General features: G+C 59.1%; 24 protein-coding genes and 1 pseudogene. 22 read left to right on the forward strand and 3 right to left on the reverse strand.

Going from position 1 to position 22057, the window contains the following annotated elements:
• The first annotated feature begins 27 nt into the window (after positions 1-27).
• From D3870_RS18830 to D3870_RS18875, 10 genes are all read left to right on the forward strand, one after another.
• The gene (locus tag D3870_RS18830) at positions 28-900 is read left to right on the forward strand and encodes a LysR substrate-binding domain-containing protein (protein WP_119742455.1); all 873 of its coding nucleotides are present in this window, start codon (positions 28-30) and stop codon (positions 898-900) included.
• Positions 901-1144: 244 nt separating this feature from the next.
• Positions 1145-2578 (forward strand): MFS transporter, encoded by a 1434-nt coding sequence (locus tag D3870_RS18835; protein WP_119742457.1) that lies wholly within the window; start codon positions 1145-1147, stop codon positions 2576-2578.
• Between the two features lie 180 nt (positions 2579-2758).
• The gene (locus tag D3870_RS18840) at positions 2759-3487 is read left to right on the forward strand and encodes a GntR family transcriptional regulator (RefSeq protein WP_422879676.1); all 729 of its coding nucleotides are present in this window, start codon (positions 2759-2761) and stop codon (positions 3485-3487) included.
• A gap of 138 nt (positions 3488-3625) precedes the next feature.
• Positions 3626-5101 (forward strand): benzaldehyde dehydrogenase, encoded by a 1476-nt coding sequence (locus D3870_RS18845; protein WP_119742461.1) that lies wholly within the window; start codon positions 3626-3628, stop codon positions 5099-5101.
• Between the two features lie 195 nt (positions 5102-5296).
• A complete protein-coding gene (locus D3870_RS18850; RefSeq protein ID WP_119742463.1) occupies positions 5297-6496 on the forward strand; it encodes an amino acid ABC transporter substrate-binding protein in 1200 nt (399 codons plus the stop codon).
• A 250-nt stretch (positions 6497-6746) separates the two neighbouring features.
• Positions 6747-7622: a branched-chain amino acid ABC transporter permease gene (locus D3870_RS18855; RefSeq protein ID WP_119742464.1), complete on the forward strand. Its 876-nt coding sequence runs from the start codon at positions 6747-6749 to the stop codon at positions 7620-7622.
• On the forward strand, positions 7619-8536 hold the full coding sequence (locus D3870_RS18860) for a branched-chain amino acid ABC transporter permease (protein WP_119742466.1): 918 nt from the start codon (positions 7619-7621) through the stop codon (positions 8534-8536). The genes D3870_RS18855 and D3870_RS18860 overlap by 4 nt, the downstream gene beginning before the upstream one ends.
• Positions 8533-9270: an ABC transporter ATP-binding protein gene (locus D3870_RS18865; RefSeq protein ID WP_242490101.1), complete on the forward strand. Its 738-nt coding sequence runs from the start codon at positions 8533-8535 to the stop codon at positions 9268-9270. The genes D3870_RS18860 and D3870_RS18865 overlap by 4 nt, the downstream gene beginning before the upstream one ends.
• Positions 9267-9977: an ABC transporter ATP-binding protein gene (locus D3870_RS18870; RefSeq protein WP_119742468.1), complete on the forward strand. Its 711-nt coding sequence runs from the start codon at positions 9267-9269 to the stop codon at positions 9975-9977. Before D3870_RS18865 ends, D3870_RS18870 begins: the two co-directional genes overlap by 4 nt.
• A gap of 227 nt (positions 9978-10204) precedes the next feature.
• Complete coding sequence (locus tag D3870_RS18875) at positions 10205-10834, forward strand: hypothetical protein (RefSeq protein ID WP_119742470.1); 630 nt, start codon at positions 10205-10207, stop codon at positions 10832-10834.
• Between the two features lie 296 nt (positions 10835-11130).
• On the opposite strand, the gene D3870_RS18880 is transcribed toward D3870_RS18875, so the two are convergent.
• Complete coding sequence (locus tag D3870_RS18880; RefSeq protein ID WP_479724601.1) at positions 11131-11676, reverse strand: phage integrase N-terminal SAM-like domain-containing protein; 546 nt, start codon at positions 11674-11676, stop codon at positions 11131-11133.
• A 237-nt stretch (positions 11677-11913) separates the two neighbouring features.
• Between D3870_RS18880 and D3870_RS18885 the strand changes: the two genes are divergently transcribed.
• Positions 11914-12807: a J domain-containing protein gene (locus D3870_RS18885; protein ID WP_158590516.1), complete on the forward strand. Its 894-nt coding sequence runs from the start codon at positions 11914-11916 to the stop codon at positions 12805-12807.
• Between the two features lie 3 nt (positions 12808-12810).
• Here D3870_RS18885 and D3870_RS18890 read toward each other — a convergent pair.
• A protein-coding gene (locus tag D3870_RS18890; protein WP_199710509.1) for an IS5 family transposase occupies positions 12811-13636 on the reverse strand; the annotation gives its coding sequence in 2 pieces (ribosomal slippage) (positions 12811-13266 and positions 13268-13636; 825 coding nt in all).
• 245 nt (positions 13637-13881) lie between these two features.
• Here D3870_RS18890 and D3870_RS18895 point away from each other — a divergent pair.
• Positions 13882-14277, forward strand: a complete 396-nt coding sequence (locus D3870_RS18895) for a VOC family protein (RefSeq protein WP_119742476.1) — start codon at positions 13882-13884, stop codon at positions 14275-14277.
• Between the two features lie 87 nt (positions 14278-14364).
• On the forward strand, positions 14365-14880 hold the full coding sequence (locus tag D3870_RS18900; protein ID WP_119742478.1) for an OsmC family protein: 516 nt from the start codon (positions 14365-14367) through the stop codon (positions 14878-14880).
• Positions 14881-15184: 304 nt separating this feature from the next.
• Here the strand turns inward: D3870_RS18900 and D3870_RS18905 are convergent.
• Positions 15185-15357: pseudogene (locus D3870_RS18905) on the reverse strand (IS256 family transposase); the annotation flags it as partial.
• Positions 15358-15364: 7 nt separating this feature from the next.
• On the opposite strand from D3870_RS18905, the gene D3870_RS18910 reads away from it, so the two are divergent.
• The 9 genes from D3870_RS18910 to D3870_RS18950 all read left to right on the forward strand — a co-directional run bounded on the left by D3870_RS18910 (position 15365) and on the right by D3870_RS18950 (position 21959).
• On the forward strand, positions 15365-15892 hold the full coding sequence (locus tag D3870_RS18910) for a GrpB family protein (RefSeq protein WP_119742480.1): 528 nt from the start codon (positions 15365-15367) through the stop codon (positions 15890-15892).
• 79 nt (positions 15893-15971) lie between these two features.
• Positions 15972-17051, forward strand: a complete 1080-nt coding sequence (locus D3870_RS18915) for an alpha/beta fold hydrolase (RefSeq protein ID WP_158590517.1) — start codon at positions 15972-15974, stop codon at positions 17049-17051.
• Between the two features lie 456 nt (positions 17052-17507).
• Positions 17508-18296 (forward strand): class I SAM-dependent methyltransferase, encoded by a 789-nt coding sequence (locus tag D3870_RS18925; protein WP_119742486.1) that lies wholly within the window; start codon positions 17508-17510, stop codon positions 18294-18296.
• Between the two features lie 174 nt (positions 18297-18470).
• The gene (locus tag D3870_RS18930) at positions 18471-18869 is read left to right on the forward strand and encodes a RidA family protein (RefSeq protein ID WP_119742488.1); all 399 of its coding nucleotides are present in this window, start codon (positions 18471-18473) and stop codon (positions 18867-18869) included.
• Positions 18870-18945: 76 nt separating this feature from the next.
• The gene (locus D3870_RS18935; RefSeq protein ID WP_119742490.1) at positions 18946-19362 is read left to right on the forward strand and encodes a DUF1801 domain-containing protein; all 417 of its coding nucleotides are present in this window, start codon (positions 18946-18948) and stop codon (positions 19360-19362) included.
• A 155-nt stretch (positions 19363-19517) separates the two neighbouring features.
• Positions 19518-20024, forward strand: coding sequence for a DinB family protein (locus D3870_RS18940; protein ID WP_119742491.1), 507 nt, complete (start codon positions 19518-19520; stop codon positions 20022-20024).
• A 157-nt stretch (positions 20025-20181) separates the two neighbouring features.
• The gene (locus D3870_RS18945; RefSeq protein ID WP_422879677.1) at positions 20182-20601 is read left to right on the forward strand and encodes a DUF4440 domain-containing protein; all 420 of its coding nucleotides are present in this window, start codon (positions 20182-20184) and stop codon (positions 20599-20601) included.
• Between the two features lie 67 nt (positions 20602-20668).
• Positions 20669-21361: a hypothetical protein gene (locus D3870_RS22180; RefSeq protein WP_147375867.1), complete on the forward strand. Its 693-nt coding sequence runs from the start codon at positions 20669-20671 to the stop codon at positions 21359-21361.
• Complete coding sequence (locus D3870_RS18950) at positions 21345-21959, forward strand: REP-associated tyrosine transposase (RefSeq protein ID WP_242490102.1); 615 nt, start codon at positions 21345-21347, stop codon at positions 21957-21959. Before D3870_RS22180 ends, D3870_RS18950 begins: the two co-directional genes overlap by 17 nt.
• Positions 21960-22057: the final 98 nt, after the last annotated feature.

Here is a 22057-nt window from a genome sequence, read left to right on the forward strand (position 1 = left end):
AATGATAGGATCGAAACCATCTGATTCATGAATAGTTTGCACATGGCCAATCTGGACCTCGATCTGTTGCGCACCTTCATTGCGGTTGCCGAAAGCGGCGGATTCACGAGTGCGGCGCGGCGGCTGCACCGGACGCAGTCCACGGTCAGCCAGCAGATTCTGCGTCTGGAGGACAGCGCGGGCGCGGTCCTGTTCGACCGCAGCAGCCGGCTCGTGGTGCTGACGGAGGAGGGCGAGCGCCTGCTGGGTTTTGCGCGGCGCATCCTCAAGCTGAATGATGAGGCATTCGAGGTGCTGGCAAACGGCCTCGCCGAGGGCGTCCTGCGGCTGGGCGTGCCGGAGGACTTTACGACGCAGATGCTGACGCGGGTGCTGGCCGGCTTCGCGCGCCGGCACCCGCAGTTGCGGCTGGATGTGACGAGCGATCTGAGCGCGCGTCTGCTGCACGCCTACGACATGCAGGAACTGGACATCGTGCTGGTGAAGCAGCTGGTCGGCAGCCGCACAGCCATCGCCTCGTGGCCGGAGCGGCTGCGCTGGATCGACAGCCGCGTGCATCCGGCATTTGCGCGCGACCCGGTGCCGCTCGCGGTCTTTCCGCAGCGCGGCATGTACCGCGACGACATGATCGAGGCGCTGAATGCGAGCGGCCGCCGCTGGCGGATCAGCTATTGCAGCACCAGCCTGACGAGCCTGCAGGCGGCGGTGGCCGATGGTCTCGGCATCAGCCTGCTGCCGGCGCGGGCAGTGACACGCCGGCACCGCATCATCGGTCCCCGCAGCGGCCTGCCGGTGGTCAACACCGTGGAACTCGCGCTGCATTGCCGTCCGGATGCGAGTCCGGCGGTGCGGCAGCTGGCCGATTGCCTGATCGCGCTGTGTCAATCGATTCAGGATTGACGCCAAGGCAGTAGCTTTCGCTGCAATGCCTTGCGGAATGGCGGCCTGCCTATCCACCGCCTGCATGTTTCGCAAAACACGGTAGACGCCACGCAAACCCTTTCCTGCCCATGCTTGCTACATTCGATTGCAGCAATCGCTCGCGCACGGCAGCGCGGGCCGGATTGCCTCTGTTCCGTCGAATGACATCGAGGACATGCGCATGACGATGATCGCAGGGCAGTGATCATATGGGAGTGACCATATGACAGTGATACACAGCGACATCCCTGCCCGGCTCGACCGCCTTCCGTGGTCGCGCTGGCATTGGCGCGTGGTCATCGCGCTCGGCGTGGCGTGGGTGCTCGACGGACTGGAAGTGACGCTGGTGGGTTCCATCGGCGGCGTGCTGGAAAGGCCCGACACGCTCGCGCTCACTGCTGCCCAGATCGGCTGGGCGGGCTCGCTCTACGTCGGCGGCGCGGTGGTCGGGGCGCTGGTGTTCGGTCGGCTCACCGACCGGCTGGGCCGCAAGCGGCTGTTTCTTGCCACGCTGTCGGTCTACATGCTGGCCACGCTGGCGACGGCGTTCTCGCCGGATTTCGCGTTCTTCGCGGCATGCCGCTTCATCACCGGGCTCGGCATCGGCGGCGAGTATGCGGCGATCAATTCCGCGATTGACGAATTGATCCCGGCGCGGGTGCGCGGCCGGGTCAATCTGGCCATCAACGGCAGCTTCTGGATCGGCACGGCGCTCGGCGCGGCGCTGAGTCTGGTGCTGCTGGACCCGCGCGTGCTTGGTCCGGTCGTCGGCTGGCGTGCCGGTTTCGTGCTCGGTGCGCTGCTGGCGGTGGCAATTGTGCTGGTGCGGCGCAACGTACCGGAAAGCCCGCGCTGGCTGCTCACGCATGGCCGTGCCGCGGAGGCGCAACGCATCATCGAGCGCATCGAGGCCGAGGTCGCGCAACAATGCGGCACGCTGCCCGCCGTCACCGGCAGCATCGCCTTCCCGGCGCATGCCGCGCCATCGCTGCGGCAGGTGGCGCGGGTGCTGCTGCATCGCTACCGCCGGCGCAGCGTGGTGGCGCTGGCGCTGATGATTTCGCAGGCGTTTTTCTACAACGCGATCTTCTTCACCTATGCGCTGGTGCTCACGCGCTTCCATCACGTGCCGGAAGGCCGGGTCGCGCTCTACATCTTTCCCTTCGCGCTCGGCAACGTGCTGGGCCCGCTCCTGCTTGGACCGCTGTTCGATCAGGTCGGGCGGCGCAGGATGATCGCGCTGACCTATGTGCTGTCCGGCATCGGACTCGCGCTGACCGGCTGGGCGTTCATGCAAGGCTGGCTCGATGCGCGCAGCCAGGCGTGGTGCTGGTCGGCCGTCTTCTTTCTGGCATCGGCGGCCGCCAGTTCGGCGTATCTGACGGTCAGCGAAGTGTTTCCGCTGGAAATGCGCGCGGTCGCCATCTCGGTCTTCTATGCGGTGGGAACAGGCGCGGGCGGATTTGCCGCGCCCGTCCTGTTCGGGATGCTGATCGAGACCGGCAATCGCGGCGCGGTGGCGGTCGGTTATGGCATCGGCGCGGCGCTCGTCGTGTTTGCCGGCTTGCTGGCATTGCGCTTTGCGGTGGATGCGGAGCGCAAGCCGCTGGAAGAAGTGGCTGCGCCTCTCTTCGCGTCCACGGAGCAGGAAGAATAAGGCAGTTTAAACCTTGGTATACCAAGCGCCTCATAATTGAGCAAAAATGCGCAAATATTGTGCGATTAGCGCCCAAAGATGGAATCTTGGTATACATCAATGCCATTCCGGTGTACCTTGTGCGTGGAGACATCTGCAACAGACAGAAGATCAGGCAGAACAATGAAAAACGAAAAACGCATGGATACCCAGACGGCGCGGCTGGTCGTGGCGCTGCGGGACATGATCATGAAGGGCGAATTCCCCGGCGGCGAACGGCTGGTCGAAGCCGTGCTGTCGGAACGCCTGCAGGCATCCCGCACGCCGGTGCGTTCCGCGCTGTTGATGCTGGAGCAGCAGGGGCTGGTGCAGCGCGCGCAGGGCGGCGGCTACGTGGTGCGCAAGTACACCGCCCGCGAGATTTCCGAAGCTATCGCCGTGCATGCCAATCTCGAAGGCATGTGCGCGCGCCTCGTCGCGGAGCAGGGCGTGTCGCGCAGCCTGAGCGATGAATTGCAGGCCTGCCTGGACGAGGGCGACCGCGCCCTGAGTCCTTCCGAACTCGACATGGACGCCATCGCCGCCTACCTTGCGGCCAACACGCGATTCCACAAGCTCATCGTCGATGCTTCCGGCAATGAAGTACTCAAGCAATGCATGGAGATGCTCGACCGCATCCCGTTCGCGTCCGCGGGCGGAATGCTGCCATTCCAATCGAAACTGCCGCACAGCGACGACCTGATGCGCTTTGCGCATCGCCAGCATCACATGCTGGTGGAGGCGCTGCGCCGGGGACAGAGCGCGCGCGCGCAGGCACTGGCCGAGGAACATCGGCAGATCGCGCTGATGAATCTGAAACACGCCACCGAACATGCCGAAGGCGACGCCGACGACGTGCTGCCGGTGCTGCGGCTCGACCTGATTTCATGAACCGTTCACCTCGGTGAACGGAATGCAGCGGACACGATGCGACATCGCGTCGCGTCTGCTGCGCGGAAAAAACGGCGCGGGTTTTCCCGCCGATGCATCAACGCGGCGACATGGCCGCACTATCAAAGGAGACAGACGATGACCACCACGGTACCGAGTGCAATTGCAGATTCCCGCGCATGGGAGGGAAAGGCCCTGTCGCACGGCTGGAGCGAAACCGCCGGCGGACGCCATGACGTGATCGAACCCGCGACCGGCAAGGTATTGCACACCGTGGGACTGGCCAATCCGCAGGACATCGCCGAAGCGGCGAAGCGCGCCAAGGCCGCGCAACCGAAATGGGAAGCGACGCCGTTCGAGGAGCGCGCCGCGATCCTGCGCCGCGCCGCCGACATCCTCGAACGCAGCGGCGACGCAATGAAGCCGCGCTTCATCCGCGAGACCGGCAGCGTGCCGCCGAAGGTCGATTTCGAACTGGGTCTCGGCATCGGCATGCTGCGCGAAGCGGCGGCCCTGCTGACGCAGCCGCACGGACTACTGCTGCCCAGCACCGCCAACCGCATGAGCATCGGCCGCCGCGTGCCGCATGGCGTGGTCGGCGTGATCGCACCGTTCAATGCACCGATGGCGCTGTCGACGCGCGCGGTCGCACCGGCGCTGGCGCTTGGCAATACCGTCGTGCTGAAACCCGATCCGCAAACCACTTACGCCGGTGGCTACGTCTTGGCGGCGGCGCTGCTGGAAGCCGGCCTGCCGGAAGACTGCCTGTACGTGCTGCCGGGCGGCGTCGATGCCGGCGAGGCGCTGGTCACCGATCCGAACGTGTCGATGATTTCCTTCACCGGCTCCACCAATGCCGGCCGCCGCGTCGGCGAACTGGCGAGCCGCCACCTGAAGCGCGTCACGCTGGAGCTGGGCGGCAAGAATTCGATCATCGTGTTCGACGACGCCGATCTCGACGTCGCCGCCTCGAACGTCGCATGGGGCTGCTACCTGCACCAGGGCCAGATCTGCATGACGACCGGCCGCGTGCTGGTGCAGAAGAGCATCGCCGAGGAATTCATCAAGCGCCTCGCGGAGAAGGCGGAACACCTGCCGGTCGGCGATCCGGCCACCGCGCATGTCGCGCTCGGCCCGGTCATCAACCAGCGCCAGCTGCAGCGCATCGACAGCATCGTGAAGGACACCGTGGCGGCGGGCGCGACCCTGCGCGCGGGCGGCAGCTACGAGGGACTGTTCTACCGCCCGACCGTGCTGACCGACGTCAAGCCCGGCATGCGCGCCTACGATGAGGAAGTGTTCGGCCCGGTCACGTCCATCGTCACCTTCGAGACGGAAGATGAAGCGATCGCTCTGAACAACGACACCGAGTACGGCCTGTCGTGCGGCGTCCTGACGAAGTCGCTGGAGCGTGCAATGTATGTCGCGCACCGCGTCAAGACCGGCAAGGTGCACATCAACGACCAGACCGTCGGCGACGAACCATGGGTGCCGTTCGGCGGCATGGGCGCTTCCGGCAACGGCGGCCGGCACGGCGGCCCGGCGAACTGGGAGGAATTCACCCAGTGGCAATGGATCACGATCCAGGACAAGGCGACGGCTTACCCGTTCTGATCGAGGTACTGCAGCTCCTTCCCCTTCAAGGGGAAGGTTGGGATGGGGATGGGTTTTACGCAGCGAGATTGACCCATCCCCACCCTAACCCTCCCTTTGAAGGGGAGGGAACGTAGTCGTCGTCGTGCTACGCAGTTTCGTGACTTATAAAGACAGCAAAAAACACCACGCCCCACCAACTCAAAGGAGACAACAATGAAGAAGACGTTCACCGCCAGACGCAGAGCGATCGTCACTGCGCTCGCCGCCGCCATCGCCGCACCCGCCATCAGCTTTGCGCAATCCGCCGACAAGCCCGTGCGCATCGGTTACACCATGTCGCGCACCGGTCCGTATGCGCCCGGCGCGCAGGTGTCGCAGGAGCCGAACTACGTGCTGTGGGCGCAACAGGTCAATGCCGCCGGCGGCCTGTCGGTCAAGGGCCAGAAGCGCAAGGTCGAACTGGTCGCCTACGATGACCGCAGCGAAATCGAAACCGCCGTGCGTACCTATGAAAAGCTGATGGGCAGCGACAAGGTGGACCTGATCCTGCCGCCGTGGGGCTCGGCCATGAACTTCGCCATCGCGCCGCTGGCGAACCGCTACGGCTATCCCTTCCTCGCGCCGACCGCGCTGTCACGCAAGCTGATCGACATGCAGCTGCCGTACTTCTTCTCGCTGCTGCAGCAACCGGACAAGATGATGGGCGCGCTGGTCGACATGCTGAAGGCGAACAACGTCAAGACCATTGCCGTGGTTTACATGGATGACCTGTTCGGCATCGAGAACATGGCATCGCTGCGTCTTGCATTGCGCGGCACCAACATCCAGATCATCGAGAGCAAGAGCTATCCGCTCGGCGTGAAGGATCTGTCGCCAGTGCTGAAATCGATCAAGGCGATGAACCCGGATGCCTTCATCGGCATCACCTATCCGCCCGATACCATCCTCGCGTCCACACAGTCGCGTGAAATCGAATTCAATCCGAAGTTCTTCTACGCCTCGGTCGGCACCGCGTTCCCGCTCTACAAGCAGCGCATCGGCGCGAATGCGGAAGGCGTGCTCGGCATGGGCTCGTGGAACTCGAAGGTGACGCCGGAAGCGAAGGTGTACTTCGACGCGCACACGTCGCAGATGAAGAAGGAGCCGGACCGCTGGGCCAGCGGCCACGCATGGGCCGGCCTGGAAATCCTGCAGCAATCGGTGGACAAGGTCGGCCTCGACCGCAAGGCGCTGCGTGACTACATCGCCAACAACGAGTTCAACACCATCCTCGGCAAGATCCGCTTCAGCCGTGGCGAAAATGCCAGCGTGCCGGGTACGGTCGGGCAGTGGCAGAACGGCGAGTTCGAGGTGGTGTGGCCGCAAGCGCGTGCGACGGCGAAGCTGGTGACGGCGAAGCCGGCGTGGAAGTAAGTGCGCATCGCTTGTAGCAATCAATAGCTTAGGCGGCACAACGTTCCCTCCCCTTCAAGGGGAGGGCTAGGGTGGGGATGGATTTCGATACACGTGCATAAAAGCCCATCCTCATCTGAAAAAACGGAGTACGGGCTTGCAAGCCCGTACCGTTTCATCGGCGGGCGATATATCGCCCGAAACCCCGACTCCACCCCCTTGAAGGGGAAGGAGTCATGCCGCATATCCAAGCAAACGAACAGGAACAACAATGGATCTCTCCCTGTTTGCCGACCTCATAGTCAACGGGTTGGTAATCGGCGGCATCTATGCCGTCATCGCCATCGGGCTGAACATGCAGTACGGCCTGATGCGCATATTGAACATCGCCCACGGCGAATTCCTGATGATCGGGGCGTTCCTGATGTTCACCCTGCACACGGTCACCGGCATGAGTCCCTTGCTCTTCCTGCCGGTCGTCGTGCTGATCTGCTTCGCGGCGGGACTGCTGCTGCATCGCCTCGTGTTCAAGCGCCTGTCCGCGACCTCGAAGTCGCTGGACCAGGTCGAGGAGCGCAGCCTCATCGTCGGCTTCGGCCTGATGTTCATCCTGCAGAACGTCGCGTCGCTGGTCTGGGGCGCCGACCTGCGCGGCTATGACTTCATGAGCGAGCCGGTGAAGTACGGCGGCGTGATCGTGACGCAGAACCGCCTGCTGGTGCTGTTCCTCGCATTGGTCGCGAGCGTCGGCCTGATCGTGCTGCTGCAACGCACGCTGCTCGGCAAGGCCGTGCGCGGCATGCTGCAATCGCCGCTCGGCGCGTGGCTGGTCGGCATCGACACGCAGCGCCTGCATCCATTCATGTTTGCGCTGGGCATCGCAATGGCCGGACTGGCCGGCGCGCTCCTGAGCATGATCTACGAAGTGTCGCCGTCCATCGGCGAGAGCTACACCGTCATGGCCCTGATCGTCATCACGCTCGGCGGACTCGGCAGCATCGCCGGCAGCTTCGCCGCCGCCATGCTGCTCGGGCTGGTGGAAAGCTTCGGCACCCACTTCACCAATCCATCGCTGAAGATGCTGCTGAGCTACGGCATCTTCGTCCTGATCCTGATGACAAGACCAAAGGGACTGTTCGCCAAATGAAAAAATTCCTGTTCGCCGTCCTCGCGGTCGGCGCCATTCTCGCCTGCGCGCCGTGGGCGCTGCCCGACTTCTGGGTATCGCTCCTGATGACGTGCATGATGTATTCCGCGCTGGCAGTCAGCTGGGCCATGTTCAGCGGCGCGACGCGCTATCTGTCGCTGGCCACCTCGGCACTGTTCGGCCTCGGCACCTACACCACCGCAATGGCCATGCCGTACCTGCCATGGCCGCTCCTGATATTCGCCGGCGGTCTGGTGGCGACATTGTTCGCGTTCCTCGCTGGCGCGGCGGTCATGCATCTGCGCGGCACCTACTTCGCCGTGCTGACTTTCGGGCTGGGCGAACTGGTCAAGCATTCCATCACCTACACCGAGAAGAGCGTGTTCGGCACGGTCGGACGCGTGCTGACCGAAGTGCCGTCCAATGAAACCCTGTACTGGACCATGCTGATCCTCGCCATGCTCGCCGTCGTTACCTACAAGCTGGTCGCGAATTCGCGCCTCGGCTTCGCGATGCGCGGCATCGGCGCCGACGAACAGCGTGCCGCGACCCTCGGCGTCAATCCGCGCAAGGTCAAGCTGATCGGTTTCGCGCTGAGCGCTTGGTTCGCCGGCGCGGTCGGCGCGGCGATGGCCGTACGCTGGACCTACATCGACCCGCATTCCGCCTTCAGCCCGCTGATCGGATTCCAGACGGTGCTGATCGCGATGATCGGCGGCGCGACCACCTGGCGCGGCCCGGTGATCGCCGCCATCGTCTTGAGCCTGCTGTCGGATGCATTGCGTCTCAACTTCCCGCAGGCCTATCTCATTCTCTTGGGCGTGCTGCTGATCGTGTGCGTCCTCTTCATCCCCGGCGGCATCGCCAGCATCCAGTGGCGCAATCTGCTCGGCAAACGCAAGGAGGCAGCATGACAGCAACAACTGCGGCATCCATGCTTTCGGTGCAGATGCTCGGCATGCAATTCGGCGGGCTCAAGGCATTGTCGGATGTGACGATGGACGTCAAGCACGGCGAATTCGTCGGCGTGATCGGCCCCAACGGCGCAGGCAAAACCACCTTCTTCCACGCCATCAGCGGCGTGCACGTGCCGACCAGCGGCAAGGTGCTGATCGATGGCGCGGAACTGCAGGGCAAGACGCCCGACGCCTTCTGCCGCGCCGGCATCGCCCGCACCTTCCAGACCCCGCGCATCTTCGGCGACATGACGGTGCTGGAGAACGTGCGCTTTGCCTTCCTGTTCGGCAATCACGGCGCGAGCGAAGAACTGATCAACGAAGTGATCGAGGAAACGCACATCGGCGCACTGAAGAACGAGATCGCCGGCGCATTGCCGCCGGCACGCCAGCGCCAGCTCGAAATCGCAATGGCGCTCGCCACCTCGCCGCGCCTGCTGCTGCTGGACGAAGTCGCGGCCGGCCTGACCGAAGGCGAGGTCGAGGATGTCGCCCGCCTGATCTCGCGCCTGCGCCAGCAATACGGCTTGACCGTGGTCTGGATCGAGCACGCGGTGCGCACCCTGATGAAAACCGTGGACCGCGTCGCGGTCCTCAATTTCGGCCAACTGCTGGCGGACGGCAGTCCGGAACAAGTGGCCGCCGACCCGCGCGTGATCAGCGCCTATCTGGGCGACGAGGTGAGTGAATGAGCGTACTGCTGGAAGCAAAAGAACTGGGCGCAGGCTACGGCCCGCTGCGTATCATCCGCAACATCAACATCAAGGTGCCGGAAAAGCAGCTCACCGTCATCGTCGGTCCCAACGGCGCAGGCAAGACCACGCTGATGCGCGCACTGTCCGGCATCCTCCCGCTGACCGAAGGCGGCGTCACACTCGCCGGCGCAGCGGTGGAATCGCTCAACGTCTCCAGGCGCGTCGCCAACGGCCTCGTCCTCGTGCCGGAAGGCCGTCACCTGTTTGCACAGATGACGGTCGAAGAGAACCTGGAACTCGGCGGCTACCTGCTGCGCTCGTCCGAACGGCGCGCGCTGAAGGAGCAGGTGCTGCAACTGTTTCCACGCCTCGCCGAACGCCGGCAGCAACTGGCCGGCACCATGAGCGGCGGCGAACAGCAGATGGTCGCGGTAGGTCGCGCATTGATGGGCAAGCCGAAGTGCATGCTGCTGGATGAGCCTTCGCTCGGGCTCGCACCGAAGATGGTGGCGGAGCTGTTCCGCATCCTGAAGCAGATATGCCAGAGCGGCACCGGCGTGCTGCTGGTCGAGCAGAACGTGCGACAGGCGCTGAGCATCTGCGATCACGCCTACATCCTTGAACAGGGACAGGTCGTGGCCGAAGGGCCGGGGCAGGAGTTGTTGCAGGGGGAGAGGATACGGAAGTCGTATTTGGGGATGTGATGCTCCGCTGGGGCATCAATATGACGCACGCACCGATGACGGTAGAGTCATCGGTGCGTGCCGTTTTTTGCATTCGCATTAATACACAATCCATCGACACGAATGCAAGTGTACCAGTGGCTTTCCGATCAATCCAAGGCGCTGCGTTATACGGCAAGCCCCAGATTATCCGGACAATCCATGATGTATAAATCAAGTTCGCCGCCAACCTCTCGACAATTACTGCTATGGACAAAGTTTCGATACTCGACGCATTTCAGGCAGCGCACAATAAGTACTTTAGCTTGCTATTGGAGCACTATCCACTCTTTTCCAAGAATGGGCCGCACACCGAATTCGGCCCGCCTGAACTATGTGACTTTGCGATTGAAGTCCATTCGTGTGCAATTGCACTTGGTCCAAAGGCGCGTGAGCGCCTGTGCTACTTGGGGCTCGACTTGCTCTATCCGTTTGATAACCCTGTCGATCTCTATAACTGGCGGGTACGAGTGAAGAAGGAAAATATCGATCACACAACTTACGCATCCATCGCCATTCGCATTGATTCCGAACTTAAGCGAATTCGTCGCGTCGTCGCGCTAAAGGGCGATGCTGCTTATGAAACAGTGCCGACAGAAGAATTTCTCGTGTCTAAGGAGCGTTACAAATCGATAGCATCTCCTGAAGAGAAGAGGGAGGAGAGAGACCAATCTACTCCAGGAGGATCGCCGCCAACGATGCATATCGACATGGTAAATATTCAGTATGCCGCAGACTCACAAGCTGTGAGCAAGCTTGAGAAACTTGAAAAGGAAACGACCATTGGGGCAAATTTTTCGAGCATCATTACCGCCTTGCGAACGCTCTTTGGCGGCTAACCCATCATTCCTCCGAACCTGCACGAAAAGTCAAGCAAGCGTAGGGTGCGCTCGGCGCACCACCTTGTAACGTAGAGAAGCGAATTGGACGAGCTGTCGACATTGGTGCGCTGAGCGCACCCTACGCCTGCTATGTCCTGCTTCACATTCAGTCTAGCGAGAGAGTGATTAAGTTAGAACGTCTAAATAAATTGCTTATAGATTAAATATGGACAACATGTTTTGGCGAATTGTATTCAGTCAGGTAGGGTGGGCACGCAGTGTCCACGCGGGCATCGATAATCGCCATTTCACGATTACTTGACTGCCACCGCCGCGTGGGCACTGAGTATCCACCCTACAAGCTGCGGCAACATCACGGCCCGGTCCTTGCCGCTTTTCCCCTCGCGCACAATGATGGTCATCCGGTCGAACTCGATATCCTTGACGCGCAGCCGCAAGGCCTCCGTGATGCGCATGCCGGTGCCATACAGGAGACGAGCAAGCAGCAGATGTGCTCCCTCCAGATGCGAAAAAATCCCGCGAATCTCATCGGGTGACAGCACCACCGGCAGACGCCGTTTGGTCGAAGCCCGGCCAAGCTCAGTCATCCATGGCAACTCCACCACCAGCGCTTCCTTGTACAGATACAACAGTGCCGACAAGGCCACGTTGCGCGTGGACGCCGCCACTTTGCGTTCGTTCGCCAGGTGGCGCAAAAACGCTTCGACTTCTGCCGCCCCCATCTCCTTCGGATACTTCAAGCCATGAAAACGGATGAACCAGCGTACCCAATACACATAGGCCTGCTCGATACGGTGGCTGTAGTGCTTGTAACGGATGCTCTCGCGAAGTTGATCCAACAGTCGTGGCGACTGTAGAATCGGCTTGCCGGTTTTTGCATTTTCATTAATGCTGTACATAAATACAGAATGTTGACAGGAAGGCAAACATGCAAGCCGCTTTCCAAGGGATATCGGGCGCTGCGTTATACAGCAGGCGCCAGATTATGAGGACAAACCATGCTGGATAAATCAAGTTAGAGCGCGCCAGTCGGCTTCGTCAGCACCACTCAAATCTTCAACGCATGGAATAGCCAAGTGGCCACACCAGACTACTACTCAGTGCTAGGCATCCTCCCAGATGCAGAAGACGTCGTTGTTGCTGCGGCATATCGAGCCCTTGCACAGCGCTATCACCCTGATCGGTGGACAGGAAACCCCACTGAAGCACACGGAAAGATGAGCGTCCTAAATGAGGCCTACCGCGTTCTGCGCGACAAGACCCTACGAGCGGAGTACGACAGGGCTCGTGTCAAAGGTCAACAAGCAGAATTCTCATCCGAAGAAAGTAGCGAGTTCACCGAGGCGTTTGCGTCGGGCTTGTCCGAGGTGGAAGACCGATGGCTGGTCGCCTGCTCAATCTATCCCGATCTAGTTGGTCTTCGGAAGAAACTTGGAGCGGTTTCAACGTCACTCGCGTTTTCATACGTAACTGCCATTCTTGAGATAAAGATGTATGAGCAGCGAAATGAAATCGCGGAGGCACTCAAGAGCGCGTTCCTTGAACGCTACTTCGGTACAAACGCCGAGATCCTGAAGTACGCGGAAGAGTTGATTTACTCTGGTCATCGCGATGCAGCGAAGGCTCTCAACCGATTGGTCGATGTCATGGGATCCAACGTCGAACCCTCACGCTTGATCTCGAAAGTTGACACAGACTTCGGGATACGAACTTCCAGAGAACGCGAAGCAGCAGCGCGACAACGTCAACGAGACCACCAGAGCCTTGCATCTGCAGTTCGTGTGTACGGCCACTATCGAGAGGCTCGCGCACTCGCCGATCTGCACGGCTACCAAACACAAGAAGTCGGAGGTGGTTTTCTGTCAGCTCCAGAGGTTCATGTCAAACCGCCGAAAGGCGACTTGGTCATCTTCAAAAACTCTGTCGCGTTTGTGCAATGGGTGAAGAACACACTTCTACCTGCTGCTTAGAGCCTATCCCAGTAGGCCTATGCTTCGCCAGGTGATAATGCCGCAGGCGAGATGAAGGAACGCGAGATGGTTCTTCGCCTTCTTGGCCCAACGAATCAGCAAGCCACGAAACCGGTTCAGCCAGCTATGCGTACGCTCCACCACCCAGCGGCGGGCTCTCGTTCCCGTCTGCCGCTGCTGCGCTTCCTCCCCGCGTGACCGGATGTGCGCCCGGTAGCCCAATTCAAGCGCCAACTGCTGGATCTGCGGATAGTCATAGCCCTTGTCCAGGCACAGTCCTTGTGGCCACACCGCAAGCAATGACGGTCGCCCCACTTCCAGCGACTCCAGTGTCGGTCGCGCCAGCTTCATGTCATGGCGGTTCGCACCATCAATGACGATGGCCAGGGGAATGCCGTGTGCGTCCGTCAGCAGGCTGCGCTTGACGCCGCCTTTGCCGCGATCCGTTGGATTGGGGCCGATTTTTTTCCCCACCCAGAGGAGCCTTGGTCATCGCGCCGTCGAGTGACAGCCAGGACCAGTCGATTTCCCGCAACGCCGCTGCCGACAACAGCCCATGCATCCAGAACTCCTCGAACACGCCGGCATCAACCCATTCCTGAAAGCGCCGATGCGCCGAACTGCTGGAACAAATGCCGGTACCGTTCAATGCATTCCACTGGCAACCGGTACGCAACACGAACAAGATCGCATCCATGGCTGCCCGGTCGCAGACACGCGGGTTATGGCAGCCCAGCGGATGTGGCTTGCGTGGCGGTAAAAGCGGCTCCATTTGCGCCCAGAGTCTGTCTGGCAAACGCCAGCCGTCGTCCTGCTTGACCATGCCCATGTCGAACCTCCTTCGCCAACATGCGCTTGGACCACCATTTACCTCGCAATTTCCCTTGCCGACGGCCTACCGGGATAGGCTCTTAGTCGAGTAGGGTGGGCACGCAGTGCCCACGCGGACATCGATAATCCTCATTTCGCGATTACTTGAACGCCACCGCCGAGTGGGCACTGCGTGCCCACCCTACAAACTGCAAACTCTCACCGGAACGTTAAACGTCGAACCATCAACTTCAAAGATACGTCGTGTTCTCCCACATCTTCCTCGGTGTCAGCGACTTCGATCGCGCACTTGCCTTCTACAACCCCGTGATGTCCGCCCTCGGCATCAAACCTCGCTTCTGCGAGCGCGAGCGTCCGTGGGCCGGATGGCAGTCAAGTCGCGGGCCACGTCCGCTTTTCCTCATCGGCGCGCCATACGACAAGCTTGCGCATGCGCCGGGCAACGGCCAGATGGTCGCGTTCGACGCAGAGAGCCGGGACCTCGTGGACAAGGTCTACGCCGTGGCACTGGCCAATGGGGGAACGTCGGAAGGTGCGCCTGGCGTGAGGCCCGAGTACCACGAACATTACTACGGCGCCTACTTTCGGGATCCGGACGGAAACAAGCTTTGTGTCGTCTGCCATTCGCCCGCAAGTTGATCCCACGTGGTATCGTCGCGTGACGACGCCGAACCTTGGTTAGCGCGCTGATGCACAACACTATGAACCTTGCCGCGGAGGATCCTCATGGCCATTGCTCAGATTCAGCAGTCGATTGAAAGCGTCATCAAGTTTTACTCCGAGCATCCGGAGAAAGCCCTATCTACAGACAAAGCCGCTGTAGCTGTCATCCAGGAAGGACTTCGGTGCAAAGCCGAGGGCCCAAACGGCGAAGTCCTGGTTAGCGACATGCCCAAAGGCATAGGCGGTGGCGGGGCGGCGCCAACGCCAGGCTGGTTATTGCGCGCCGCACTTGCAAATTGCGACGCAACGGTCATTGCCATGCGTGCTGCGCAGCTTGGCGTGGCCCTTACAAGGCTGGAGGTTACCGTCGACAGTGACTCGGACGATCGAGGGCTGCTTGGCGTCGGAGATATCGCCCCTGCGGGTCCTCTCAGCATACGAGTTCATGTACTTGTCGCCGCCGACGGCGCCTCACCGGAACTGCTTCGTCAGATAGTCGACTGGGCGGAATCGCACTCACCGGTCGGCGATGCTCTGCGCAGGGCCATACCGTGCAGCACGGAGGTCGAAGTTGCCTGACAGTTACGCTTGCACAAAGCGCCCTACCCCCTATATGGACGCCCGTCAAATTACAAGAAACTGATCGGTGGATGTGACAAGAGGGATAAGCCTGCAGTCGTATATCCGGCATCGATGGTGGGCTCTGTGGCGGCCCGTGCCGACATGGAATCCGCGTCACCGTTGCGCCAATCGATGCAAGCGGCAGGCGTGTCGCTGCCGGAAGGGTTATCGGCGTCAAACAGCGTGGATGCGTCCCGGTTTGCCATGATGGGGGTAGTGTCAGAAATTCCGTGTGCTGAGGTGGGGTTAAAAAATCCCGATGCAAGGCGTTGGCGAATCGGTCGCCGAACAGGAGGTCGAACAGGTTGGCTGCCTGCTTCCAGTTCACAGGGGCATCTTCCAATCCTTCTCGAAATTGCGCGATGTCAGGTAGAGCAGCGTGCCGGCCGCCTCGTCGCTGGGGAAGTGGCCATGGTTCTTGACGATCTTGCGCAAACATCCGATGAAGATTGAAGTCGTACCTTGCAACCCTCTCTGGCCTGCTCAATTCGAAAGCGAGCGCTTGGCGATAGAACGCTCACTTGGCGATATCGTCGTGCAGGCCCATCACATTGGAAGTACCGCCGTCAAGGGACTGGCGGCAAAACCCATCATCGACATCATTCTCGAAGTCCGGTCGCTTGAAGCTCTCGATCAAGCCGCGTCCGCGCTGGAACTGATGGACTATGAAGCCATGGGGGAGTTCGGCATTTCCGGGAGACGGTATTTCAGGAAGGGCGGATCATTCAGGACACACCAGATCCATGCATTCAAGGCTGGCGATCCGAACATCTTTCGACATCTCGCTTTTCGGGATTACCTGAACCACCATCCTGATGTCCGTCGTGAATATCAGGAATTGAAGATCAGGTTGGCGACGGAGTGCAATGACGATCTGGATTTCTATTGCGACGGCAAGGACGCTTTCGTCAAGCACCATGAAGCAAAAGCCATTGAATGGAAAAACGGGATGGACGCAAGCACGAGGTAGCGGCGTCTCGATCAGTCCGTACCATCTGAAAATCCACAAGGTACTTAACGATGTGTCCGTGAAACCGGGGGAGGGAAAAATGCAAAAAACCATCGAAACAAGATACCGATCCTTCGCTGCCTGTTGCTTGCTGGCTTTCGTCTGCCTCTTGAGCGGTTGTGCCTCCACGAGCACCAAACCTATCGTAGACATTGATGGCAAACACGTTGCCGGTAGTGTGGCCACACTGGAGCAGGTGACGCTCGGCGGAGTAAAGCAATGGATCTTGATACGAGGTCGGAACGCATCGAGTCCGCTGGTTCTGAAGCTTCACGGCGGACCGGGCCAGGCGGAAATGGCCACTGTGCAATTCAACAACCTGCTTGAGCAGGACTTCTTGATCGTGGAGTGGGACCAACGCGGAGCGGGAAAGTCTGCCGACGTTCCTGCTGCCGGCTTGACCATGGAGCAGATCGTCTCGGACACGATCGAGCTGAGCCAATACTTATTGAAGCGCTTCAATCAAGACCGACTCACCTTGGTCGGGCATTCCTGGGGAAGCGCTGTTGGATTGCAGGCGGTTGATCACGCGCCTCGGCTGTATCGCGCGTTTGTCAGCACTGGCCAGATGACAAGCTTTTCGAATGCGACCTCGGCGGGCTACCAAGCGCTCCTCGAACACGCGGGCCGCAGCAGCGACAAGGCGCTGGAAGCAGAGATCAATGCGCTCGGCGAGCCTCCGTATGTGGGCCCGGAAGGAAAGAGCAAGCGGGCGAAGTACGTGGGGCTGCTCGAGAAGTACGGGAGTCTTTGGCACGCCGAGCCCGGATTCAACCCTGTCCGCTGGATGATCGCAGCGGAGGAGTACTCCTGGCCGGAAAAGCTTTCCTTCAACCGTGCAGCGGAGACATCCTTCGAGGCGCTTCTTCCTGATCTGCTCAAGCTCGATATGGCCAGGCTTGTTCCGCGAGTTGAGGTTCCGGTTTATTTTGCCGTCGGGCGACACGATTTGCTGGCGTCACCTTCTCTCGCGTTCGCGTATTTTTCTCGACTCACGGCACCAAAGAAGGAATGGATCTGGTTCGAAAAATCCGCCCATTTTCCTCAATGGGAGGAACCCGGCGAGTTCCATGGATTGCTGATGCGCGTGCTTCGCGAGTCGGGAAGCGCGCCCGGCTAAGAAGTGCTGCCTCGCCGGCCTGACTCTTCCTATATGGACTTTGGCGCAAAAAGACGGGGAGAGTCCATCCTATCAATCGAGAGGCGCCCCGGCTTGCCGGGGCGCCTCTCATGTCAAACGTTAAACATCGAGATAGATATATGGCCGACCAACACCGTACATTTTTGGAAGTAGTGGCTCGTGCTATCCATGTACTCATCGGCACAAGCTGCCTCGGTGTCGCTGGATGGTTTTTGTTCTTTGTTTCCCCATTCAATCACTTTGGGTTCTGGGGATTTCTCATTGCCGGGACGTTGTTATTGCTGATCGGGATATTCGGCTCACGTAAGGACGTTTTCCTATCTCTTATTCCCTAGTGAAAACTCATGAGCATGAAAGAGATACCGTTTAACTCGTTGCTGGACACAGACATATAGCACCACTTTTCGCAGGTAGTTCAACCGGAGGAAAACACTAATGATGACCAACCAAATCCGCTTCGACGACGGGGCTGCCTACGAACGATACATGGGGAAGTGGAGCCAGCTTGCAGGTGAAACTTTCCTCGACTGGCTTGCTCCAAAATCAGGTTTGCGATGGCTCGACGTTGGCTGCGGCAACGGCGCCTTTACCGAAATGCTCGTCGAGCGGTGTGCACCAGTCTCGGTACAGGGGATAGACCCGTCTGAGGGGCAACTTGCCTATGCTCGCACACGACCCGCGTCGCGTGTCGCACAGTTTCGTCAGGGCGATGCAATGGCACAGCCTTTCCCCGACGACACGTTCGACGCGGCTGTCATGCCGCTGGTGATTTTCTTCGTTCCCGACCCGGCCAAGGGCGTTGCCGAAATGGCGCGAGTGGTCTGCCCGGGCGGTACCGTCACAGCCTATGCGTGGGACATGTTCGGCGGTGGTTTTCCTTACGAGGCGTTGCAGGTTGAAATGCGTGGGCTAGGCGTTGCGGTTCCGGTACCGCCGAGCCCTGGCGCGTCTCGAATAGATGCAATGCGGGACTTGTGGGCTGGTGCGGGTTTGGATGCTGTCGAAACGCGGGAGATCACCGTGCAACGGACATTCGCCGATTTTGACGACTACTGGACGACCATCCTCGGGGGGCCGAGCGTCGGTCCACAGCTCGCAGCGATGGCATCCGAGGATCTCGCGCTTCTCAAAGCGCGGATGCGCGCGCGCCTGCCGGCAGATGCCATTGGCCGTATCACCTATAGTGCCCGGGCCAACGCAGTAAAGGGTCACGTACCAAACTGATTTCAAGGATGAATCTCTGTGTGACTTTGGAAAAGTCGATTTACTTGTGCAGATTTTGAATTGGTGCAAAGTCGAAGCAATCCAATGCCGCATGATAAGGCGTTGCAGCCGACAGCCTTCGGCGGCCGCTGAACGCGAATGTTATGCGCACGATCAATGAGCAGAGGTGAATAAATGACCAAGAAGTTAGTGAATCCTGACAGACTGTATGACGGCACTCCCTTTGGAATGTCGCAGGCAGTGCTTGATACCGAGAGTTCGCTGGTGTTTGTTTCCGGTCAGGTCGACTGGAATCACCAATACCAGGTGTCCCGGAACTCCGTCACGGGCCAGTTTGAAGCCGCGCTGGAAAATTTACGGACGGTACTCGTGGCTGCCGGCGCGAGCGTCGACGGCCTGCTGCATCTGCGGCTATATATCCGTGGAGAACTCGAGGATCACATGGAATCATTGGTGCCAATCCTGGCCGGGTTTCTTGGCAGTTCACGCCCGGCTGTAACGGCTATCGGTGTCGCGTCTCTCGCATCGAAAGCCACGCTTGTGGAAGTAGAAGCGGTCGCCAGAGCTGATTAGTTTCAGTCATCACGTGTTGCCGCATAACACAGCGTTGGACCGACTACCGGCTCCCATTCGCGGAGGAAGAGAACATATGAAAAAATCAGGTTCGACCGAGGACGAATCGGCATCCAGGCTGATTGACGCAAGAATCGCCGCGCTTGCGGACTGGCGGGGGGAGACCTTGGCCAAGATGCGCAAGCTCATCCAGGAGGCAGACCCGGACGTCGTCGAAGAGTGGAAGTGGGTGGACACGCCCGTATGGTCACATGATGGAATCATCTGCACCGGCGAGTCGTACAAAGCGAAGGTGAAGTTGACCTTTGCCAAGGGGGCTTCGTTGGAAGACCCGGCCAGGCTCTTCAACTCGAGCCTCGACGGGAACGTACGGCGAGCGATTGACATCCATGAGGGGGATGAGGTCGACGCGGACGCGTTCAAGGCACTCATCCGTACCGCGGTCGCCCTCAATACATCTGTCGAAAAGGCAACGGCGAGACGAGCGAAGTAGGCTGCGGGAGTTGCTCGCTGGCGTTGGCGTTCCATGGCGCGCCGTTGAAGGGCAAGACCAAGGCATCGGCCTGACAATCCCATCATTCAAGCCGACGCCGCTTCGCGATTCGGCTTGATTCAGGCGTTAGCCCCTCGTTCACCCCAGGAGTCAGAATGAACCCCATCACGCTGAACACTCTGGAAGCATTCCCTCAGCAGTTGGAGGCGCACTACGCCGCCATTCCTGCCGGGTTCAGGCATTGGTCCCCGTCGTCATGGGAAGGCGTGCCGAGTGAGCCCTTCACCGCCATAGAGCAGATTTGCCACGTGCGCGATATAGAAATCGATGGCTATCACGTGCGATTCCAGCGTACTCTTGATGAATTCAAACCGATGCTGGTCTCCATCGATGGTGAAGCTCTGGCCAAGGAGCGCTCCTACGCCACCGCAAACGCCGATGAAGTCTTTGTGGCCTTTCGAGAGGCGCGCGCGAAGACAATTGCGCTCATCTCCGGCCTGAGCCAAGAGCAGTTCAACCGAACCGCCGAGTTCGAAGGCTACGGACCTTTGTCCTTGCGCAGTTTGGTGCATTACCTGTGCAGCCATGATCAGCAACATCTGGCAGGCTTGCAGTGGCTGCTGGGAAAAATCGAGGCTTCGCGTGTTCAGTTGCGGGGCTGACCACTCAGTGAATTCGGACGAGGATGAATCTCCGCGTTCTTTACCTTGTCCTCCATGTTTCCCAACCCACGCTGAAAGGAGCGGTTCGATGAAATCACTCGCCTTGGTTGCACTTGCTGGTTGCGCAGTCCTTGCAGGATGCGCCTCCAAGGGCGGCATGCCGCCCACCGCTCAGACCGCGCAGACCGAACGTTGCAAGGTCATCACCGAACAGGAAATCGCATCGTTGTTTGATCGGTGGAATCAGTCATTGCAGACTGGCGATCCGCGTAAGGTCGTTGCCAATTATGCGGAGCGTTCCATTTTGTTGCCTACCGTTTCGAACAAACCGCGCCTGACCCCGGCGGACAAGGAAGATTATTTTCATCATTTCCTGGAGAATCGCCCTTCCGGAAAGATTGATCTGCGCTTCGTCGAGATGGGTTGCAATACCGCTGTCGATGCCGGCCTCTACACATTCACGTTCGCCAAGACAGGCGCAGTGGTCAGTGGCCGCTATAGCTATACCTATCGCTGGGATGGTTCGACGTGGCTCATTACCAGTCATCATTCCTCCGCAATGCCAGAGAAGAAGTAACAGCGGGATACCAGCGCTGTTATCCGAACAAGGCCAATTCCAATATGGCGCAAAGGATATATAGAAAATGAGAAATTGTTCTCTAAAGGCCTATGTCGCGCTTTTCTTTTCTACTTGCTTCGGAGTCTTTCCATCTCTGTCTATCGCACAAAATGCAGCGTATTCCACAGAGGAAGGCATTTCAGCCATTGAAATGAAAGCAAGGACGAGTGCTTCGATATCTTGGTATGGGGTATCGATCCCATTAGGAAAATTCACATTGGTTCGCAAAGATGATGCTTTATGTGCGATTCAAATTACAGAATTCCATCATAACTGGACAGAGCGATCACAAAATAAGTCTTCGCCGGATACGAAAATTCTTCTAAATCGATATGCCAAATACCAATGGCATATTTTGTCGGTCAATGATGATGAAATTCATGTGCGATCGATTCGGCACGGAGGTGGCAACCTAAAGATAGAGCCGACTGGGTCGTCAATATTCGGTCATATGGCTATTGCCAACAGTAAGACGACAATTTCCTGTGGGGCTATAGTGGTTGACTGGACATATCCAAATCACATCGGAATTTCAAAAGCCGGGAAATTGCATTTACTGGATACGGCGGCAAAGAAAGACGTATTTAGCTTTGAGTTCTCTCCGACAAACTGGGACGCTATTGAAAGTATTGACCTACAGAATCCATTTCTGAAATGGTATCGAGTCGAAGAAAATCGACCATCATTAACTTTGAATATGGATGCCCTTCCTGGTTGAATGGAGGTCACGCGCGAACAGCGCGGTAGGTTGGGCTGCAAAGCCCAACATTCACGACCGCGCTACCAATGACATCAAGACGATGAGATATCGAAGATCGAACATCGCTGGCGGGACGTATTTTTTCACGGTCAATCTCGCGGATCGAAAAAGCAGTCTCCTGACGGAGCACATAGAAGTACTCCGCAACGCCATGCGAAAAATTTGCCAATCCCATCCGTTCGAAACGATGGCGGTGGTGGTGTTGCCCGATCATTTGCACGCGATCTGGCGCTTGCCGGAGGGTGATGCGGATTTTTCGTTGCGCTGGTCCCTGATCAAGGCGGCGTTCTCAAGGGAGATGCCGAAAACCGAGGCGATACGAAGCAGCAGAAGATTAAAGCGAGAGCGAGGGATCTGGCAGCGGCGTTATTGGGAGCATCAGATTCGAGACGACGATCTGGAAAAGCACGTGGCTTACGTTCACTTCAATCCGGTAAAGCACGGTTACGTTACCAGGGCGTCGGACTGGCCGTATTCGTCCATTCATCGGGAAATCGAGAGGGGAAGTCTCGATGCCGATTGGGGATGTATTAAGAAAGAAGAACGTGATGAATAGGCGGCATCACGTTTTGAGGATGTTGGGCTTTGCAGCCCAACCTACCGCGCTGCATCATGTAAAACCGATGGGAAAGGTGACGTTCTATGTCGAGTTTT

The organism is Noviherbaspirillum cavernae (assembly GCF_003590875.1).
GTDB classification, from domain to species: Bacteria; Pseudomonadota; Gammaproteobacteria; order Burkholderiales; family Burkholderiaceae_D; genus Noviherbaspirillum; species Noviherbaspirillum cavernae.

Bases quoted from the DNA above. Each gene is read 5' to 3' on its own strand.
- D3870_RS18850 (WP_119742463.1), top strand. From the start codon at position 5,297: ATGAAGAAGACGTTCACCGCCAGACGCAGAGCGATCGTCACTGCGCTC.
- D3870_RS18840 (WP_422879676.1), top strand. From the start codon at position 2,759: ATGGATACCCAGACGGCGCGGCTGGTCGTGGCGCTGCGGGACATGATC.
- D3870_RS18865 (WP_242490101.1), top strand. From the start codon at position 8,533: ATGACAGCAACAACTGCGGCATCCATGCTTTCGGTGCAGATGCTCGGC.
- D3870_RS18845 (WP_119742461.1), top strand. From the start codon at position 3,626: ATGACCACCACGGTACCGAGTGCAATTGCAGATTCCCGCGCATGGGAG.
- D3870_RS18935 (WP_119742490.1), top strand. From the start codon at position 18,946: ATGAAAAAATCAGGTTCGACCGAGGACGAATCGGCATCCAGGCTGATT.
- D3870_RS18950 (WP_242490102.1), top strand. From the start codon at position 21,345: ATGCCCTTCCTGGTTGAATGGAGGTCACGCGCGAACAGCGCGGTAGGT.
- D3870_RS18915 (WP_158590517.1), top strand. From the start codon at position 15,972: ATGCAAAAAACCATCGAAACAAGATACCGATCCTTCGCTGCCTGTTGC.
- D3870_RS18830 (WP_119742455.1), top strand. From the start codon at position 28: ATGAATAGTTTGCACATGGCCAATCTGGACCTCGATCTGTTGCGCACC.
- D3870_RS18870 (WP_119742468.1), top strand. From the start codon at position 9,267: ATGAGCGTACTGCTGGAAGCAAAAGAACTGGGCGCAGGCTACGGCCCG.
- D3870_RS18940 (WP_119742491.1), top strand. From the start codon at position 19,518: ATGAACCCCATCACGCTGAACACTCTGGAAGCATTCCCTCAGCAGTTG.
- D3870_RS18875 (WP_119742470.1), top strand. From the start codon at position 10,205: ATGGACAAAGTTTCGATACTCGACGCATTTCAGGCAGCGCACAATAAG.
- D3870_RS18925 (WP_119742486.1), top strand. From the start codon at position 17,508: ATGATGACCAACCAAATCCGCTTCGACGACGGGGCTGCCTACGAACGA.
- D3870_RS18835 (WP_119742457.1), top strand. From the start codon at position 1,145: ATGACAGTGATACACAGCGACATCCCTGCCCGGCTCGACCGCCTTCCG.
- D3870_RS18910 (WP_119742480.1), top strand. From the start codon at position 15,365: ATGAAGATTGAAGTCGTACCTTGCAACCCTCTCTGGCCTGCTCAATTC.
- D3870_RS18855 (WP_119742464.1), top strand. From the start codon at position 6,747: ATGGATCTCTCCCTGTTTGCCGACCTCATAGTCAACGGGTTGGTAATC.
- D3870_RS18900 (WP_119742478.1), top strand. From the start codon at position 14,365: ATGGCCATTGCTCAGATTCAGCAGTCGATTGAAAGCGTCATCAAGTTT.
- D3870_RS18930 (WP_119742488.1), top strand. From the start codon at position 18,471: ATGACCAAGAAGTTAGTGAATCCTGACAGACTGTATGACGGCACTCCC.
- D3870_RS18860 (WP_119742466.1), top strand. From the start codon at position 7,619: ATGAAAAAATTCCTGTTCGCCGTCCTCGCGGTCGGCGCCATTCTCGCC.
- D3870_RS22180 (WP_147375867.1), top strand. From the start codon at position 20,669: ATGAGAAATTGTTCTCTAAAGGCCTATGTCGCGCTTTTCTTTTCTACT.
- D3870_RS18945 (WP_422879677.1), top strand. From the start codon at position 20,182: ATGCCGCCCACCGCTCAGACCGCGCAGACCGAACGTTGCAAGGTCATC.